The 15,575-nt window shown below is 68.9% G+C and carries 13 protein-coding genes; 7 read left to right on the top strand and 6 right to left on the bottom strand.

Annotated features, from left to right (window positions below; translation table 11 throughout):
* Nucleotides 1-18: 18 nt before the first annotated feature.
* Nucleotides 19-678: a DsbA family oxidoreductase gene (locus ACO073_RS16435; protein WP_421998731.1), complete on the bottom strand. Its 660-nt coding sequence runs from the start codon at nt 676-678 to the stop codon at nt 19-21.
* Entirely contained in the window at nt 675-1,820 is a 1,146-nt protein-coding gene (locus tag ACO073_RS16430) for a CynX/NimT family MFS transporter (protein WP_422002160.1), read from the bottom strand. The genes ACO073_RS16435 and ACO073_RS16430 overlap by 4 nt, the downstream gene beginning before the upstream one ends.
* A 130-nt stretch (nt 1,821-1,950) precedes the next feature.
* Here ACO073_RS16430 and ACO073_RS16425 point away from each other — a divergent pair, with 130 nt between their 5' ends.
* Both ACO073_RS16425 and ACO073_RS16420 read left to right on the top strand, forming a co-directional pair.
* Nucleotides 1,951-2,718, top strand: a complete 768-nt coding sequence (locus ACO073_RS16425) for an SDR family NAD(P)-dependent oxidoreductase (protein WP_421998729.1) — start codon at nt 1,951-1,953, stop codon at nt 2,716-2,718.
* 44 nt (nt 2,719-2,762) lie between these two features.
* Nucleotides 2,763-4,466: a uracil-xanthine permease family protein gene (locus tag ACO073_RS16420; protein WP_421998727.1), complete on the top strand. Its 1,704-nt coding sequence runs from the start codon at nt 2,763-2,765 to the stop codon at nt 4,464-4,466.
* Nucleotides 4,467-4,469: 3 nt separating this feature from the next.
* Here the strand turns inward: ACO073_RS16420 and ACO073_RS16415 are convergent, their stop codons facing one another.
* Nucleotides 4,470-5,609, bottom strand: a complete 1,140-nt coding sequence (locus ACO073_RS16415) for an alanine racemase (protein WP_421998725.1) — start codon at nt 5,607-5,609, stop codon at nt 4,470-4,472.
* Between the two features lie 14 nt (nt 5,610-5,623).
* Between ACO073_RS16415 and ACO073_RS16410 the strand changes: the two genes are divergently transcribed.
* Nucleotides 5,624-6,163 carry a hypothetical protein gene (locus tag ACO073_RS16410; RefSeq protein WP_421998723.1) on the top strand — a complete coding sequence of 180 codons (540 nt, stop codon included), beginning with the start codon at nt 5,624-5,626 and terminating at the stop codon, nt 6,161-6,163.
* Nucleotides 6,160-7,254 (top strand): mandelate racemase/muconate lactonizing enzyme family protein, encoded by a 1,095-nt coding sequence (locus tag ACO073_RS16405; protein ID WP_421998721.1) that lies wholly within the window; start codon nt 6,160-6,162, stop codon nt 7,252-7,254. Before ACO073_RS16410 ends, ACO073_RS16405 begins: the two co-directional genes overlap by 4 nt.
* 23 nt (nt 7,255-7,277) lie before the next feature.
* Here the strand turns inward: ACO073_RS16405 and ACO073_RS16400 are convergent, their stop codons facing one another.
* Nucleotides 7,278-8,915, bottom strand: a complete 1,638-nt coding sequence (locus tag ACO073_RS16400; RefSeq protein WP_421998719.1) for a thiamine pyrophosphate-dependent enzyme — start codon at nt 8,913-8,915, stop codon at nt 7,278-7,280.
* Between the two features lie 182 nt (nt 8,916-9,097).
* Between ACO073_RS16400 and ACO073_RS16395 the strand changes: the two genes are divergently transcribed.
* The 3 genes from ACO073_RS16395 to ACO073_RS16385 all read left to right on the top strand — a co-directional run bounded on the left by ACO073_RS16395 (nt 9,098) and on the right by ACO073_RS16385 (nt 13,074).
* Nucleotides 9,098-11,587, top strand: coding sequence for a tetratricopeptide repeat protein (locus ACO073_RS16395; protein ID WP_421998717.1), 2,490 nt, complete (start codon nt 9,098-9,100; stop codon nt 11,585-11,587).
* A 126-nt stretch (nt 11,588-11,713) separates the two neighbouring features.
* Nucleotides 11,714-12,718, top strand: a complete 1,005-nt coding sequence (locus ACO073_RS16390; RefSeq protein WP_421998715.1) for an amino acid ABC transporter substrate-binding protein — start codon at nt 11,714-11,716, stop codon at nt 12,716-12,718.
* 140 nt (nt 12,719-12,858) lie between these two features.
* The gene (locus ACO073_RS16385; protein WP_421998713.1) at nt 12,859-13,074 is read left to right on the top strand and encodes a hypothetical protein; all 216 of its coding nucleotides are present in this window, start codon (nt 12,859-12,861) and stop codon (nt 13,072-13,074) included.
* A 31-nt stretch (nt 13,075-13,105) separates the two neighbouring features.
* Here the strand turns inward: ACO073_RS16385 and ACO073_RS16380 are convergent, their stop codons facing one another.
* Nucleotides 13,106-14,374, bottom strand: coding sequence for a glycosyltransferase family 4 protein (locus ACO073_RS16380; protein ID WP_421998711.1), 1,269 nt, complete (start codon nt 14,372-14,374; stop codon nt 13,106-13,108).
* A gap of 53 nt (nt 14,375-14,427) precedes the next feature.
* Nucleotides 14,428-15,339: an FkbM family methyltransferase gene (locus ACO073_RS16375; protein ID WP_421998709.1), complete on the bottom strand. Its 912-nt coding sequence runs from the start codon at nt 15,337-15,339 to the stop codon at nt 14,428-14,430.
* Nucleotides 15,340-15,575: the final 236 nt, after the last annotated feature.

Here is a 15,575-nt window from a genome sequence, read left to right as displayed (position 1 = left end):
GCCTGGCGGCCCGCCGTCCTAGGCGGTCGATTGGGCGGCGCTGGTGGCGGCGTCCCGCTCGGCGAGGTTGAAGACCTCGACGAAGGCGGAGGGAGGCTGGGCGCCCGAGACGGCGTACTTGCGGTTCACGATGAAGCAGGGAACGCCGTTGATGCCGAGCCGCCTTGCATAGACGTCGGAGGCGACGACTTCCTGACGGCCCTCGTCGCCCAGCAGATAGCGGCGGGCGCGCTGCTCCTCGATCCCGGCCCGGACCGCGCAGGCGACCAGCGTGTCGAGATCGCCGATGTCCCTTCCTTCCTCGAAATAGGCCCTGAAGAGCTCGGCGACGACCTCGTCCTGGAGCTGGCACTTGGCGCTCCAGTGGACCAGGCGGTGCGACAGGACGGTGTTGGGGGTGCGGCGGATGCGCGAGAACTGGAACTCGATTCCGGCCTCGCGGCCGCTGTCGGCGATCGCCTGGTAGATCTGGCGCGGCCGGTCGCCGCCGCCGAACTTGGCGCGGACATAATCGTCCCGCGTCATGCCCTCGGCCGGCATGTCCGGGTTGAGCTGGAACGGCCGCCAGGCGACCGCCACGTCGGTGCGCCCGCTCTGCTCCAGCGCCCGCTCGAAGCGGCGCTTGCCGATGTAGCACCAGGGGCAGATCGTGTCGGAGACGATGTCGACGTAAATCATGCGGCGAGCTTACGCCTTTCGCGCCAGTGCAGGAAGACGCCGGCCACGGCCACCAGCCCCAGTGCGACGGCCACCAGCCAGGCGGCGGCGGGCCATCCCCCGGCCGCGACCAGCGCGCCGGTGAGGGGAGGGCCGATCAGTCCGCCGATGTTGGAGCCCTGCATCAGCAGGCCGGTCGAGGCGCCGACCAGCTCGGGACGCGGCGCGTGGACCGGCAGCGCCGTGAACAGGGCGCCCGGCACGACCCCGATCACGGCGGAGTAGATGCCGGCGAGCAGCAGGCGCAGCAGGTCGGGAACCCCGTCGACGAAGATGCCGACGGCGCAGAAGGCCATGGGGATGGCGGCGCCCGTGATGACGACGACCCGCGGCAGGCCGCGCTGCAAGAGCCAGCCGGCGCCGAGGTTGCCCGCGACGTTGACCACCGTGACGACGGCGGTCACGACGGCCGCGGTCGAGGCCGTGAAGCCCAGCCGCTCGACCTGGAGGGTCGGCAGGAAGCCGACGATCGCGAACCAGCAGCAGGCATAGGCGCCGAAGCAAACGGCGATGGCGAGCGGACCGGGCGCGGTCGCGACTTCGGCGATCTCGTGCAGGATCGGACGGCGCCGCACGCGCTCGGCATCGAGCTCGCGCCGCGGGACGGCGAGCCGCACGAGCGCCAGCAGCATGGCCAGCGAAGCGCCCGAAGCGACCAGCCAGACCGCGCGCCACGAGGCCTCGGGCAGGACCACGGCGGCGATCAGCATCATGGCGCCGGCGCCGGCCGGCATGTAGCACGTCCACATCGTCATGGCGCGATGCCGGTCGGACGGCCGGGTGATTCTCAGGAGCAGGGTCGGCGCCGAAACGGTGACGACGACGAAGCCCAGACCTTCGACGAAGCGCCACGCCAGGAGCACATCGATGCTGCCCGCGATGGCGCCGAACAGGCTGGCGACGAAGCCCAGCGACGTCCCCAGCACGACGAGGCGGCGATGCCCCATGCGGTCGACGGTGAGCGCGATGACCATGCCGCCGAGAGCCGCCGTCAGGTTCACCAGCGACAGCAGCCAGCCGGCCTGGCCCAGGCTGCCGCCGAGATCGCCGCGGATCGACGGGATGGACGGCGGCACCTTGCCGACATGGAAAGCCGCGACGATGCCGGATGCGACCAGCAGGCCGACGAGAGTCCATGGTGTTCGTGAAGACTGCAGGACGTTTCCCCCGACTTCGAAGCCCGCCTATAAGGTCGATTGACCGGCGGCGGCATAACACTAGGGAGTGGCGGGGATGTCCAAGCGATTCGACCTGACGGGCAAGGTGGTGCTGGTCACCGGCGCCTCGTCGGGCCTCGGCGTGCACTTCGCGCGCACGCTGGCGGAGGAAGGCGCCGCCGTGGCGATCGCCGCGCGCCGAGCCGACCGGCTGGCGGCGCTGAAGGCGGAGCTCGAGGCGGCGGGAGCGCGCGTTGCCGCGGTCGAGCTCGACGTGCAGTCGCCGGAGTCGATCGCCGCGGCCTTCGACGCGGTCGAGAAGGCCCTCGGTCCGGTCGACATCGTCGTGAACAACGCGGGAATCTCCATCGTGAAGCCCGCGCTCGACATGCCGGTCGAGGACTGGGACGCCGTGGTCAGCACCAACCTGCGCGGCGCCTGGCTGGTGGCCCAGACCGCGGCCAAGCGGTGGATGGCCGCCAGGCGGCCGGGCAACATCGTCAACATCGCGTCGATCCTGGGCCTGCGCACGATCGGCCAGGTCGCGCCGTACAACGCCTCGAAGGCCGGCCTGATCCATCTCACCCGCGCGCTCGGCATGGAATGGGCGCGCCACGACATCCGCGTCAACGCGATCTGTCCCGGCTACATCGAGACCGAGATGAACAGCGACTTCTGGAAGACGCCGGCGGGACAGCGGCTGATCGACCGGATCCCGCAGCGCCGCATCGGCAAGCCCGAGAATCTCGACGGCGCACTGCTCCTGCTGGCCTCCGACGCCGGCAGCTTCATGACCGGCAGCGTGCTGACCGTCGACGGCGGGCACACGGTGAACTCGCTTTGAGCGGACGGGCCGCCACCTTGCGTCCTGCAGCGATGCAGTACGGCGTGGCGGACTGGCCGCCGCTGCGCCTGCTGCTGCCGCTGGGGCTGCAGTACACGGTGCAGACGGCGACGTATCTGGTGTTCGTCGCCGTCGTGCTGCGCGCGGCGAAGCTGCCCGAGGACCAGGTCGTCGGCCTGATGGGCGTGGCCTGCGTGGCGCTGGCCGCGGGCGTCGTCCTCCAGGCGCTGCCGCGCGGGCCCGTCGGCTGCGGCTACCTGGCGCCGACCGTCTACTCCTCCACCTATCTCGCCCCTGCCGTGCTGGCGGCCGGGATCGGCGGCATGCCGCTCGTCTTCAGCATGACCATCGTCGGGGGGCTCACCGAGATCCTGCTGGCAACGGTCCTCGGCCGTCTCAGGATCGTGATCACCCCGGTCGTCACCGGCCTCAGCGTGTTCGTCGTCGGCATGCAGGTCGGAATCGTCGGGATCGCCCAGGTCATGGACATCCCGCACGAGCATCAGGCGGTCTTCCGGCTTCATCTCGTCGTGACGACCCTGACGCTGGGCGTGATGGTGGCGCTCACGATCTGGGGAAAGGGCATGCTGAAGCTGCTCTGCACCCTGACCGGCCTGGTCGTCGGCATGCTGGCCGCGATCGCGCTCGGCGTCGTCTCCCAGGGCGACGCGGCCGTCGTCTACCGGGCGCCCTGGTTCGCGCTTCCCCAGTTCACCCTGCCGGTGTTCGACCTCGACATGCGCGTGCTTCCGGCCTTCGTCGCCGCCGGGGTCGCCGCGACGGTGCGCGTGATCGGCAACATCACGACGGCCCAGCGTCTCAACGATCCCGACTGGGAACGGCCGGACATGGCCAACCTGCGCAAGGGCGTGATCGGCGAGGGCATGGCGAACGTGGTCGCGGGGGTCATCGGCGCGCAGGGCATGACCATCTCCTCGAGCCTCGTCGCCATGCAGGGCAATACCGGCGTCGCCAGCCGCGCGGTCGCCTACACGTCGGCCGCGATGCTGCTGGTCATGGGCGTGGTGCCCAAGCTCTCCGTGTTCTTCCTGATGGTGCCGCAGGAAGTCACCGGCGCGCTGCTGGTCTACACGGCCTGCTCCCTGATCTCGGGCGGCATGCGGATCATGCTGTCGCGGGCGGGCGGGCCGCGCGCGTCGTTCATCATCGGCATTCCGACCTTGCTGGCGATGAGCAAGAGCGTCCATCCGCACTTCTTCAAGGACATGTCGCCGATCATCCGGAACATCATCGGCAATCCGCTCACCATCGCGCTGGTTTCGGCGGCCGCCCTGGTCCTGCTGTTCCGCATCGGCACGCGCCAGCGCGCCGCAATCGCCTGGAGCCCGGGCGACGATGCCGTCGCGCGGACGGCTTCGTTCCTGCGCGACACGGCGGCGGCCTGGGACCTTCCACGGAGGACAACCGAGGCGGCCGAAGGCGAGATCCGGGCCCTGGTCGGCCGCCTTTCGCCCGATGGCCGCTACGGCATGGGCGGCGAGCTGCGGCTGACAACCGACGGGATCGACTTCCGCGCGGACGTCACGGTCCGGGGTGGGACAGTGACGCCCAGCGCCGATCCCGCACCGGCGGATGGATCGGAGCCGGGACGGACTCTTCGGGTCAGGGACGAGGAGAGCGTCGAACTGGCGGGCCTGGAGAGTTTCCTGCAGAGCCTCGCCGCCGAGCGAAAGCGCCTGACGCGACGCGACGGGCAGACGACCGTGATGCTGCGCTATGCCGTCTGAGGCCTACCAGCCGTTGATGCGGTCGTAGACGTCGACCACCGACCGGCCGCCGTCGACCTCGCTGTCCACCACATAGTAGCGGTCGTAGGCGGCCGCGGTGATGCAGGCATGGTTGGGGAGCACGCGCACGCGCGATCCGATCGGGAGGTTGCCGAACGGGAGGGGATCGGGGGCGCCCACGAAGCCGTGCTCCTGCGAGCAGGCCACGACCGCCATGTCCTTCACCGGCGCGTCGACGATGGTGCCGAAGCCGACCTGCGGCCTGAATTCCTGGGCGCTGATGTCCTTGGACAGCGCCAGGGCGCCCGCGTCCACGAGCATCTGGTTGCGATGCGGATAGTGGCCGATGACCGAGGCCAGGACCGACAGGGCGATGTCCTGCGGCCCGCAGGCACCGATGCATTCCTGGTCGAGGTCGTTGAATACATAGACGCCCGGGCGCATCTCGGTGATGCCCGTGAAGTCGCGGGAATGGACCGCGGTGGGCGTCGACCCCGCCGACACGATGGGGCAGGGGAGCCCGGCGGCACGAAGCGCTTCCGCCGCGCCGACGATCGCCTGGCGCTCGCGCTCGGCCACGGCCGCGACGCCCTCCGGCGTGCTCTCGTGGTAGGAATGGCCGGCATGGGTCATGACGCCGGCGAGTTCCACGCCCGGCGCGGCCTGCAGGATGCGCGCGATCTCGAGCAGGCCGGGCAGCTCCGGCCAGGGCAGGCCGGCGCGGCCCGCACCGCTGTCGATCTCGATGAAGACCGAAAAGGTGTCGCCGTCCGTGGCGGCATCAGCGATTGCCCGGGCGACGGCCGCACTGTCGGTGACGACGCGCAGGTTCACGCCGCGACGCCGCAGGTCGGCGACCGCCGGCAGCTTCGAGGGGACGATTCCGACGCCGTACAGGATGTCGGTGAAGCCGCCGTCGGCGAAGTAGCGCGCCTCGGCCAAGGTCGACACGGTGATCCGCCCGTCATGGCCGTCGACCGCCATGCGGCCGATCTCGACCGACTTCGCGGTCTTGAGGTGGGGACGGAGCGCGACTCCGGCGTCGCGCAGCCGATCGCTCATGCGCTTGAGGTTGCGGCGCAGGATCGCCCGGTCGAGAATGAGCGCGGGCGTCGGCAGGTCATCGAGGGTCTGTGCGGCCATGCAGCGAACCTACCATGCCGATCGAGAACGAACGAAAATTTGTCCTGAAAGATGAAGCCGCGCTCGAGGCGACCCTCGCCGCGCGACCGGACGTGACCAGGAGCCTGCTGCGCCAGGCCCATCTCGACGTGTCGGGAATGCGCATCCGGTCCGTCGAGAGCGGTGGCGCGCTGCATCATCTCTTCACCTACAAGCGCCCGATCGACGGCCAGGTCCTGGAGATCGAGACCGAGATCGACGGAAGCGACTTCGCGCGCCTCTGGTCCCAGTGCCGCGAGACGCTGGTCAAGGTGCGCTACTCCTGGCCCGACGGCGTCTTCCACTGGGACGTCGACTTCTTCAAGGGAGGAGACGGGCAGACCTACTTCGCGCAGGCGGAGGTCGAGATGCCCGAGGACCATACCGAGCCGCCGCCGCTGCCGCCCGGGCTGGCGCGGCACCTGCTGGCGGCCGCGCCCGCCGGCGATCCGCGCTTCGCCTCCAAGCGCCTCGCGGACCGGGTCCATGCCGAACGGCTGCTCGCCGACATCAGGCGCAAGGGGAGGATCGAATGAAGATCGCACGCATCGACTGCCGCTCGGTGAAGATCCCGTACACGTTCGGAGGCGATCACCGGGGTGAGGGCCTGCGGACCTGGACGACCAACAACATCCTGCTGGTCCGGGTCGAGACCGACACCGGCCTCGTCGGGTGGGGCGAGGCCTTCTGCTATGCCTGCACCGACGCGGTGCGAGCGGCCGTGCTCAACATGGTGGCGCCCCTGGCGATCGGCCAGGACGCAAGGGACATCGCGCGCCTGAGCTACGATCTGCAGCAGAAGCTGCATCTGTTCGGCCGCTATGGCATCACGATCTTCGCCCTGTCGGGGCTCGACATCGCGCTGTGGGACATCGCCGGCAAGGCGGCAGGCCTGCCGCTGCATCGCCTGCTGGGCGGCGCCGGGCGGGAGAAGCTCCCGGCCTACGCCAGCCTGCTGAAGTACCGCGATCCCGAGAAGGTCGCCGCCCGCACCAAGATCGCCGTGCAGCAGGGCTACCGCCACATCAAGCTGCACGAGACCGAGGAGGCGGAGGTCAAGGCGGCGCGGCTGGCGGCCGGCGACGACGTGGCCATCATGGTCGACACCAACTGCCCGTGGACGCCGGAGCAGGCGCGGCACATGACGCTCAGGCTGCGCCCCTACGATCTCCACTGGCTCGAGGAGCCGATCTTCCCGCCCGAGGATTTCGCCGCAATCGCCCGCCTTCGCGCGGGCACCGGCGTGCCCATGGCGGCCGGCGAAAACAACTGCACCTCCTTCCAGTTCCGCGACATGTTCGCAGCCGGTGCCGTCGACTATGCCCAGCCCAGCGTCACCAAGGTGGGCGGCGTCACCGAGTTCCTGAAGGTGGCGAGCCTGGCCGATGCGGCCGGCGTGACGCTGATGCCGCATTCGCCGTACTTCGGGCCGGGCTTCCTCGCCACGCTGCATCTTCTGGCCGCGCACGGCGGGCCGGACGGCATGGTCGAGCGCTACCACATGGATCTCGAGGCGAGCCTGTACGGCGGCCTGATCGATCCCGTGGACGGTGGCTTCGCCGTGCCCACCGGACCGGGTCTCGGACGCGATCCCGATCCCGACGTCCTCAAGACCTACGGCGCCTGAGCAGGGGGCGCCGGCGACCGTCGCTACGCCTTCGCCGGCCGGTTCCGCGGCACCTGGACGATCGACCAGGGATCGGGGAGTTCGCCGACCGGGCAGTCGATGAGGACCGGAGATCCCTTGGCGATCCCGCGCGCAATGGCGGCGCCGAGCGCCTCAGGCGAGGAGACGCGCTCGGCGTGGATGCCGAAGCTCTCGCCCAGCTTGACGAAGTCGGGGTTGCGCAGGTCGCTGGCGATGGTGCGGTTGTTGAACGCCTGCTGCTGGATGCGCCGCACGTTGCCGTAGGCGCCGTCGCTGAACACGACCGCCACGACGCCGATGCCGTGCTGCGCCGCCGTCGCCATCTCCATGGCAGTGAACAGGAAGCCGCCGTCGCCGCTGATCGACACGACCGGCGTGTCGGGCCGGGCGACCTTGACGCCGAGCGACGTGGCGTAGCCCCAGCCCAGCGTTCCCTGGTAGCCGGGCGACAGGAAGGTGCGCGGCCGGTAGGTCGGCCAGGCGAGGCGGGCCGCGTAGCCCATCTGGGTGAGCTCGTCGACGAGGATGCCGTCCTCCGGCAGCGCCGCGCGGATGGCCTCGAGGTAGGCGACCTGGGGCGCCAGCTTCTCGCGCACCATCTTGACAGCGGCGGCCTTGATCCCGGCGACGTGCTCGGCGCGGCCGTCATGCTTGCCGACGTGCCGGCCGAGCCGGTCGGCCAGCGCCTTCATGGTCGCGGCGGCGTCCCCCACGATCCCGACCTCGGGCCGGCGATGGCGGTCGAGCTCCTCGCTGTCCATGTCGACGCGGATGATCTTGAGCGCGTCGTCGAGGCCCCAGTTCTGCTGCTGGGGCTGCAGGCGCGTGCCGACGGCCAGCACGACGTCGGCCTCTCCCCAGAAGCGATAGCCGGCCGGCATGGTGACCGACAGGCGGTGGCGGCCGTCGATCACGCCCTGTCCCATGCGGCCCGTCATCACCGGGGCGTCGAGCATCTCGGCGATGCGGGCGATGGACTCGCCGGCCTCCTGGGCGCCGCCGCCGACCACGATCATCGGATGGCGGGCGCCCCCCAGCAGCTTGGCCGCGCGTTCGACGGCATCCTCGTCGACCGGGCAGGGGTCGGCCTGCGCCGGCGCCGGGAGCAGCTCGACCGGCGCCTTCCGTGCCCAGGTGTCCATGGCGCATTCGAGAGCGACCGGGCGGCGCCGGCCCGAAAGCAGCCGACGGAACGCTTCGTTGACGAGGCCGGGCGCGGCGGCGGGCGAGGGGATGCGGTCGGCCCACTTGGTGAGGCCGCGCATGATGGCGAGCTGGTCGGGCAGCTCGTGCAGCAGGCCGACGTTGCGGCCGATCATCGACTGCTGGATCTGCCCGGTGAGCGCCAGGACCGGCGCGTTCACGGCGTAGGCCGTCGACAGCGCGGCGGTCGTGTTCAGGAAGCCCGGCCCCGGCACGACCACATAGGCCGAGGGCCCGCCCGTCGCCATGGCATAGCCCAGGGCCATGTACGCGCAGGCCTGCTCGTGGCGGGCATGGATGGGCCGGATCGCGTTGGTCCGGTCATACAGGGCATCGAAGAACGGATCGTTCTGCACGCCGGGCAAGCAGAAGAGGGTGTCGATGCCGTTCAATTCCAGCATCGAAACGACGGCTTGAGCGGTGGTGAGGCTTTGCATGCCAGCCAGTCTACACGGACGCCCGGCGACATGATAATCGGCGGTAGCCGCGTTGCCTCCTTGCAGCGATAGCGTCGTCCTGGCCCTTGAAAAGTCGCGAGAGTTTGTCACCTTGCCGCCGGCGCCTGTCGGCTATTGGGGGCCGGCGCCGCGCAAAGCGAGGGCAGTCGATGTGGGGTTGGATGTGCGGGGCCGCACGGTTCGCGGCCTGCGCGGCCGTCGTGGCGGGGGCTCTCGGCCTTGCCTCGCCGGCCTGGGCACAGGCGAAGCCGGCGCCGGGCGCTAAACCGGGCGAGGCTCATAGTGCGTTCGACGTCTGCAAGGGGCTGACCGGCGCGAGCGCCGCCGGAAAGGTCGCGGCCTGCACCGAAGCCATCAAGGAAGGCAAGCTCGCCGGGGGCGACCTGGCGCTCGCCTATCTCACTCGCGGCCTCTCCGAGACGGGGCAGGGCAGCGAGGCGCGGGCCAAGGCCGACTACCGCAGCGCCCTGCGCGTCCTGAACGACCTCATCCTGTCCGCGCCGCTCAATCCCAATTACTACATCCAGCGCGGCGTCATCTATCAGACCATCGGCGAGGCCGACCGGGCGATCCTGGACTTCAGCGACGCCATCCGCCTCGCGCCGAACGCGACCTATCCGCTGATCAGCCGTGGCGTCGTGCTGTACACCCGCAAGGACAATACGCAGGGCGCCATCGCCGACTTCACGGCGGCGCTCAAGATCAATCCCCGCGAGATCAGCGCCTACACCAACCGCGGCATCGTCTACCGAAAGCGCGGCGAGCTCGACAAGGCGATCGCCGACTTCACCTCGGCCATCAAGCTTCTGCCGCCGAAGATCGAGCCGGTGAGCACGAAGCTGCTGCCCGACGCGGTGACCAGCCAGTTGTCGAGCGACAAGCAGGTGGCCAACGATCGGCTGGCCCTGGAGGCGGCCTTCGCCCACTTCCAGCGCGGGCTGGCCTACTACGACAAGCAGGAATACGACAAGGCGATCGCCGATTTCAGCGAGACGATCCGGCTCAACCCGCAGGACGCCGGCGCCTTCGTCGGCCGAGGATCCTCCTATCTCTTCAAGGACGAGCTCAAGGAGGCGATCGCCGACTTCACCGAGGCAGCGCGGCTCAACCCGGGCCAGGCCTTCACCCACATGCAGCGCGGCATCGCCTATCACCGCACGGGTGACGCCAACAAGGCGCTCGAGGACTACAGCGAGGCGCACAAGCTCACGCCAAAGGACCCGGCGCCGCTCGTCAATCGCGGCATCGTCTACTACACGAAGAAGGGCAACTTCGACGCGGCGATCGACGACTTCGACGCGGCGCTCAAGCTCAATCCCAAGGAGATCAACGCCCTGGTGAACCGGGGCGTCGTCTATCGCCAGAAGAACAATCCCGACCGCGCGATCCAGGACTTCAAGCAGGCCATCGACCTCGGTCTGCAGACCGCCGACATCCTGCAGCTCGCGACCAAGGATCGCGATCCCAAGCTCGCCCAACTCGCCGACCAGGTCGCGCACGCCTTCTACCAGCGGGGCATGGCGCTGATCGACAAGCAGGACTACGAGGCCGCGCTGGAGGACTTCGGACGGGCGCTGCAGATCACGCCGAAAGAGTCGCGGCCCTATCTCGGCCGCGGCGCCGCCTACCTCAAGCTCGACAGGGTCGCCGACGCGCTGAAGGACTTCGACGAAGCGGTCAAGCTGTCGCCCGAACAACCGCAGGTCTATTTCGAGCGCGGCACGGCCTTCCATCGCGTCGAGGACTACAAGCGCGCCATCGACGACTACTCCCAGTCGATCAGGCTCGATCCCAAGGAGCCCTTGGCCTACATCAACCGCGGCATGGCCGAGATCTTCACCGGCAAGGTCGACGACGCAATCGAGGATTTCGACGCGGCCCTCAAGCTTTCCCCCGACAACGTCAACGCGCTGATCCAGCGGGGATTCGCCTTCGGCCTCAAGAAGGACTTCGGGCAGGCCTTCGCCGACATCCGAGAGGCGCTGAAGCTCGCCCCTGACGATCCGACGGCCCTTTTCTATCGAGCCCAGATCGAGGGCTTCCGCGGCAACATCGAGCGGGCCCTGGCCGACTATCGGGCGGCGCAGGTCACCGACGCGGTCAACCCGCGCATCTATGCCGCCCGTTCCAACATCTACCTCGGGCTCGGCGACTACGAGAGCGCGATCGAGGATCTCGACCAGGCGATCAAGCTTCGTCCGAGGGATCCCAACTACTATCTCAGCCGCGGCATCGCCTACTTCAGCAAGGGCGACTACGGCAAGGCGATCGAGGATTACTCGACGGCGCTCGACCTCGACAGCAAGCTCTATCCCGCGCTCAACAACCGCTGCATCGCGCGCGCCGTGCTCGCCAACGACATGGCGGGGGCCCGCGCCGACTGCGACTCCGCGCAGGCGCTCAATCCCAAGGATGCCTTTCCCTACATCAATCGTGGCCTGATCGATCTCAAGCAGGGACAGTACGCCAAGGCCGTCGCCCAGTACGATGCGGCGCTGGCCATCGACCCTCGGCGGCCTCGCGCCTACTACGGACGCGGATGGGCACGCATCAAGCTCGGCGACAAGGTCGCCGGCGATGCCGACATCGCCCGGGCGAAGGCGCTGCTGCCCAACGTCGCCGAGGAATTCGCCCACTATGGGGTCAGGTAGGCCGTGCAGCAGGAGAATGGTTGCGGACCGGCCGGGCAACCCGGCATGCTGTCCGGGGGAGAACGGAACGCGCCGCCGCGACGGTGTGAACCGCGAAGGGTGTGGGCAATGCGCTATCGAACTTGGTTGATCTCGCTCGTTCTCTCGAGCATGGCCGTGGGCAACGCCGCGCACGCCGGCGCCCCGCTCGACGCCCTGAAGAAGAGGGGAGAGCTGAGTTGCGGGACCCGCGGAGACACGCAGGGCTTCGCGCGGCGCGACGAGAAAGGGCAGTATTTCGGCCTCGAGGTCGACATCTGCCGCGCCGTGGCGGCGGCCCTGTTCGGCGACGCGAAGAAGGTCAAGATTCTGCCGCTCGACGTCGCCAAGCGCTTCCCGACCCTGCAGGGCGGCGGCGTCGACATCCTGGTGTCGGGCAGCACCCTGACCCTGTCGCGCAGCGCCGGCCTCAACCTCGACTTCGTGGCGATCTACTATGTCGACGGCCAGGCCTTCATGGTTCCGCGCAGGCTCGGCAAGCGGAGCGCCCGCGAGCTCGACGGCACCACGGTCTGCATCCAGGCGGGCACGACCACGGCCGAGAACGTCGACGAGTACTTCCGCGAGAACCGCATGAGCTACCGGCCGGTCCTGTTCGACAAGGTCGAGGAGCTGCGGGCAGCTTTCTTCGCCGGCAAATGCGACGTCTTCACGGCCGATCGTTCAGCCGTCTACGCGGCCCGGGCCGCCTATGCCTCGAACCCGCACGACTTCCTGGTCCTGCCGGAATCGGCTTCGCGGGAGCCCCTCAGCCTGATCGTCCGCGCCGACGATCATGCCTTCTCGGAGATCGTCCGCTGGGCGTTCTACGCGATGCTCGAGGCCGAGGAGCTCGGCATCACGTCCGGCAACGTCGACCAGATGCTGGGCAGCAACCGCCCCGCGGTGAAGCGCCTGCTGGGCGTGACCCCGGGGCTGGGCAAGGCTCTCGGCCTCGACGACAAATGGGCCTACAACATCATCAAGCAGGTCGGGAACTACGGCGAGGTCTACGAGCGCAACGTCGGACGCACCTCCGCTCTCAAGATCCCGCGCTCGATGAACGAGCTCGCGACGCAGGGCGGCATGCAGTATGCCGCGCCGTTCCGCTGACGGGGGCTCCGACCGCCTTCTTCGGCACGGGATTCACGGAGATCGGCACGAAGTCGCCTTCCCGATGACACCATGACCCGCTTCTCTCCCGGGGAACCGCGGCAGGCGGACAACCGGGATCGACGTGAGAGACAGCGGACATGAGGGAATTCCTGGCGATCGCCACGACGTTCGGGATCGGCCTTCTCGCGACCGCGATCCTCGCCTACAGCGTCGACTACCATCAGATGGCGGGCGGTACCGTGGCCCAGCGCCCCGCCGTTCCGGACGCCAGGACCGTCCTGCCTCCGGGCTTCGCGGTGCGGCCCGCGCACCAGGCGCGTGCGCCGGCACTCCACAAGGCCAACGAGATCTGAGCGGCCGCGCCGGCGAGTGGACCCGCCTAAACTAGTTCTCCAGGGCCCCGAGCGTCGCCTCGACCCGCTTGAAGTGATCGCGCCAGGTCGGCGGTGACCAGGCGGCCAGCCTGCGGAGCTGGCGCCGCCGCCGCAAGGAGTCTGGTTCGGAATAATCCAGGATCGCCGCCCGCCAGGCCGGCTCGTCGGCCGGGTCCAGGTAGTCGGGCACGCCGGCACCGACCTCGCGAAAGACCGAAATATCGCTGCAGATCACGGGTGTCCCGACCGCCAGCGCTTCCGACAGCGGCAGGCCGAACCCTTCCGCGAGCGACGGCATGAGCAGGGCTCGCGCGCCCATGAGGAGCTCCGTCACGTCGGTGTCGGCGACCTTACCGTGCTCGCGAACGAAGCCCTGCAGTTCCGCCGGCCTGTCAAGGATGTCGAAGACCTCCCGGTTCTTCCAGCCGCGGCTTCCGATCACGACGAGCGTCGGCATGCGGTCCGGCGCAAGGCCGAGCAGGTTGCGCCAGCATTGAAGGATCAAGAGGTGGTTCTTGCGCGGCTCTATCGTGCCGAGCATCACGAAGTAGGGGGCCGGCGGCTTGGCGGTGCCGGAAGGTCGCGCCGGCCGGTTGACGCCGAGCGGCGCCACGGTGACGAAGCTCGGGGGAAGCGACTGACCGAACCTGTCGCGGAAGGCGTCCGCGGTCGCCTGCGAGTTCGCGACGATGGCATCGACCAGACGCGCCGCATTCGTCAGGCGGCGGCGGGTTCGTTCGGGCGCGCCATCCTCGAAGTAGTCGGGCATCAGCGCCGGCAGGATGTCGTGCACGAAGTAGACGATCTTCACGTCGCCGGCCTGCTTCAGCCGTTCCACCTGGGCAGAACGCTCGAGCTGCAGCTGGGACGGGATGACGTAGATCACGCGGGAACCGAGCCCGGCCACCAATCGGTTCATGTCGTTGCCGGGGCGGAGCAGGAGGCCGGTATAGAGCCGGAGCGCCCGCAGGATCAGCCGGGCATAGGCGCCTGTCGAGGAGACCCCCTCGTTCCAGTACGCCGAGATCGCCCTGACGAAGCCGATGGCGGCCTCCGTCTTCACGATCCGCAGGCGGCCGATGGCGTCGAGCACGACGAAGCGCAGCCTGTCGGGCTCCTTGGCGATGAAGTGCCGGGCATAGGCGAGCTCGACGCGGGGAATGCCGGTCGGCGTCCGGGTCCAGGTCGCGTAGACCAGTCTCGATATGTCGAGGATCAGGAGCGATTCTGCGGCGCGCTGCGGCGAATCTCGATTCGGGATGCGATCGGGGGAAGGCATGGTGTCTCGGGAAAGTCTGGTCGGCGATGGGTCTGGGCGCGCTACGGCGCGCCTCAGGTCCCGTCCCGGTCCAACTGCTGGCGGCGCGTGAAGAGAAGATCCTGCTGACGTGAAGGCATTTCATCGAGACGTCGCAGCGGCGGGGCATGCCGCCATTTCAGGTACCAGTCCAGGCCATATTCATTCTCGATCGCCCAGGCGGAGAAGCCGTTGCCGCGCAGACGCTCGAAGATCGCTTGCCAGGCGATCGCGTCGTCGTTTGGACTTGCCTCGACGATGATGTCCATGGTCTCCGGATAGTCGTGCAAGCGGTCCAGAATGTGGCGCAGGATGGGCGGTTCGGCCCCTTCGACGTCCATCTTGATCAGGCGGAGGCGGCGGCGTTCGTCGTCGCTCAGGATCCGCTCGAGAGGAAGCGCGTCGACCGTCGCCGAGCGCTTCCCGCCGCGCGTGGCGAGCGTGGTGGCCGCGCCGATATTGCCGGCGTCGACTTCGTAGAGATCGAGCGTGCCGGCCGTGTCGGAAACCGCCGCATGCACCGCACGGACGTTGTCGGCGAACGTGTTCAGCGCGAGATTGGACTGCAGCAGCGCGAAGGTCCGGGGCGATGCTTCGATCGCCACGACCCGTCCGGTCGGACCGACGCGGGTGGCGGCGAGCAGCGTGTCGTAGCCGACGTTGGCGCCGACATCGACGAATACATCGCCCGCCGCCAGGTTCTGCTCGATCGTCCGCGAGACGTTGGGCTCCCAGACGCCGAAGTAGAGGATCATGCGCTGGATCAGGTCACGAGGATCGCAATGCATGAGCGCCCCGAAGTACGTCCGCGCGACATGGTCGGGCGCGAGGCTGCGCATTGCCTTGTGATAGGCGCGAAACCCGAAGCGCGCGGCCGGGAGGGGGAGGCGCCGAAGGGTGCCCATCACTGCCCGGTGGCCGAAATGGAAAAGGCTGTTGGACGTCATTTCTTCAGGAGTGTGGTCGCGAGCGGCCGGGAAGCATCGATGAGTTCGAATCCAGGCGGCGGTCGTCGTCGATTGCGTCTACTCCGAAGAAGAACTCCCACGGCAAGAACGTAACGCGCGGGCGCGGCCCGGGCGAGCGCAAGTTCTTTCATGTCGGGCGCAGCATGTCCGTGGTTTGCCGACGAGATCCTCGCCGTCGAATCATCGGCCGGCCGGATCATGTCGACTGGAAGGAG

It is taken from the genome of Reyranella sp. (assembly GCF_965229815.1).
Classification (GTDB): domain Bacteria; phylum Pseudomonadota; class Alphaproteobacteria; order Reyranellales; family Reyranellaceae; genus Reyranella.
This window is presented reverse-complemented; position numbering and strand designations above follow the sequence as displayed.

Coding starts and splice junctions, on each gene's coding strand:
- ACO073_RS16435 (WP_421998731.1), bottom strand. CDS start 678: ATGATTTACGTCGACATCGTCTCCGACACGATCTGCCCCTGGTGCTAC.
- ACO073_RS16425 (WP_421998729.1), top strand. CDS start 1,951: ATGTCCAAGCGATTCGACCTGACGGGCAAGGTGGTGCTGGTCACCGGC.
- ACO073_RS16415 (WP_421998725.1), bottom strand. CDS start 5,609: ATGGCCGCACAGACCCTCGATGACCTGCCGACGCCCGCGCTCATTCTC.
- ACO073_RS16410 (WP_421998723.1), top strand. CDS start 5,624: ATGCCGATCGAGAACGAACGAAAATTTGTCCTGAAAGATGAAGCCGCG.
- ACO073_RS16405 (WP_421998721.1), top strand. CDS start 6,160: ATGAAGATCGCACGCATCGACTGCCGCTCGGTGAAGATCCCGTACACG.
- ACO073_RS16400 (WP_421998719.1), bottom strand. CDS start 8,915: ATGCAAAGCCTCACCACCGCTCAAGCCGTCGTTTCGATGCTGGAATTG.
- ACO073_RS16395 (WP_421998717.1), top strand. CDS start 9,098: ATGTGCGGGGCCGCACGGTTCGCGGCCTGCGCGGCCGTCGTGGCGGGG.
- ACO073_RS16385 (WP_421998713.1), top strand. CDS start 12,859: ATGAGGGAATTCCTGGCGATCGCCACGACGTTCGGGATCGGCCTTCTC.
- ACO073_RS16380 (WP_421998711.1), bottom strand. CDS start 14,374: ATGCCTTCCCCCGATCGCATCCCGAATCGAGATTCGCCGCAGCGCGCC.
- ACO073_RS16375 (WP_421998709.1), bottom strand. CDS start 15,339: ATGACGTCCAACAGCCTTTTCCATTTCGGCCACCGGGCAGTGATGGGC.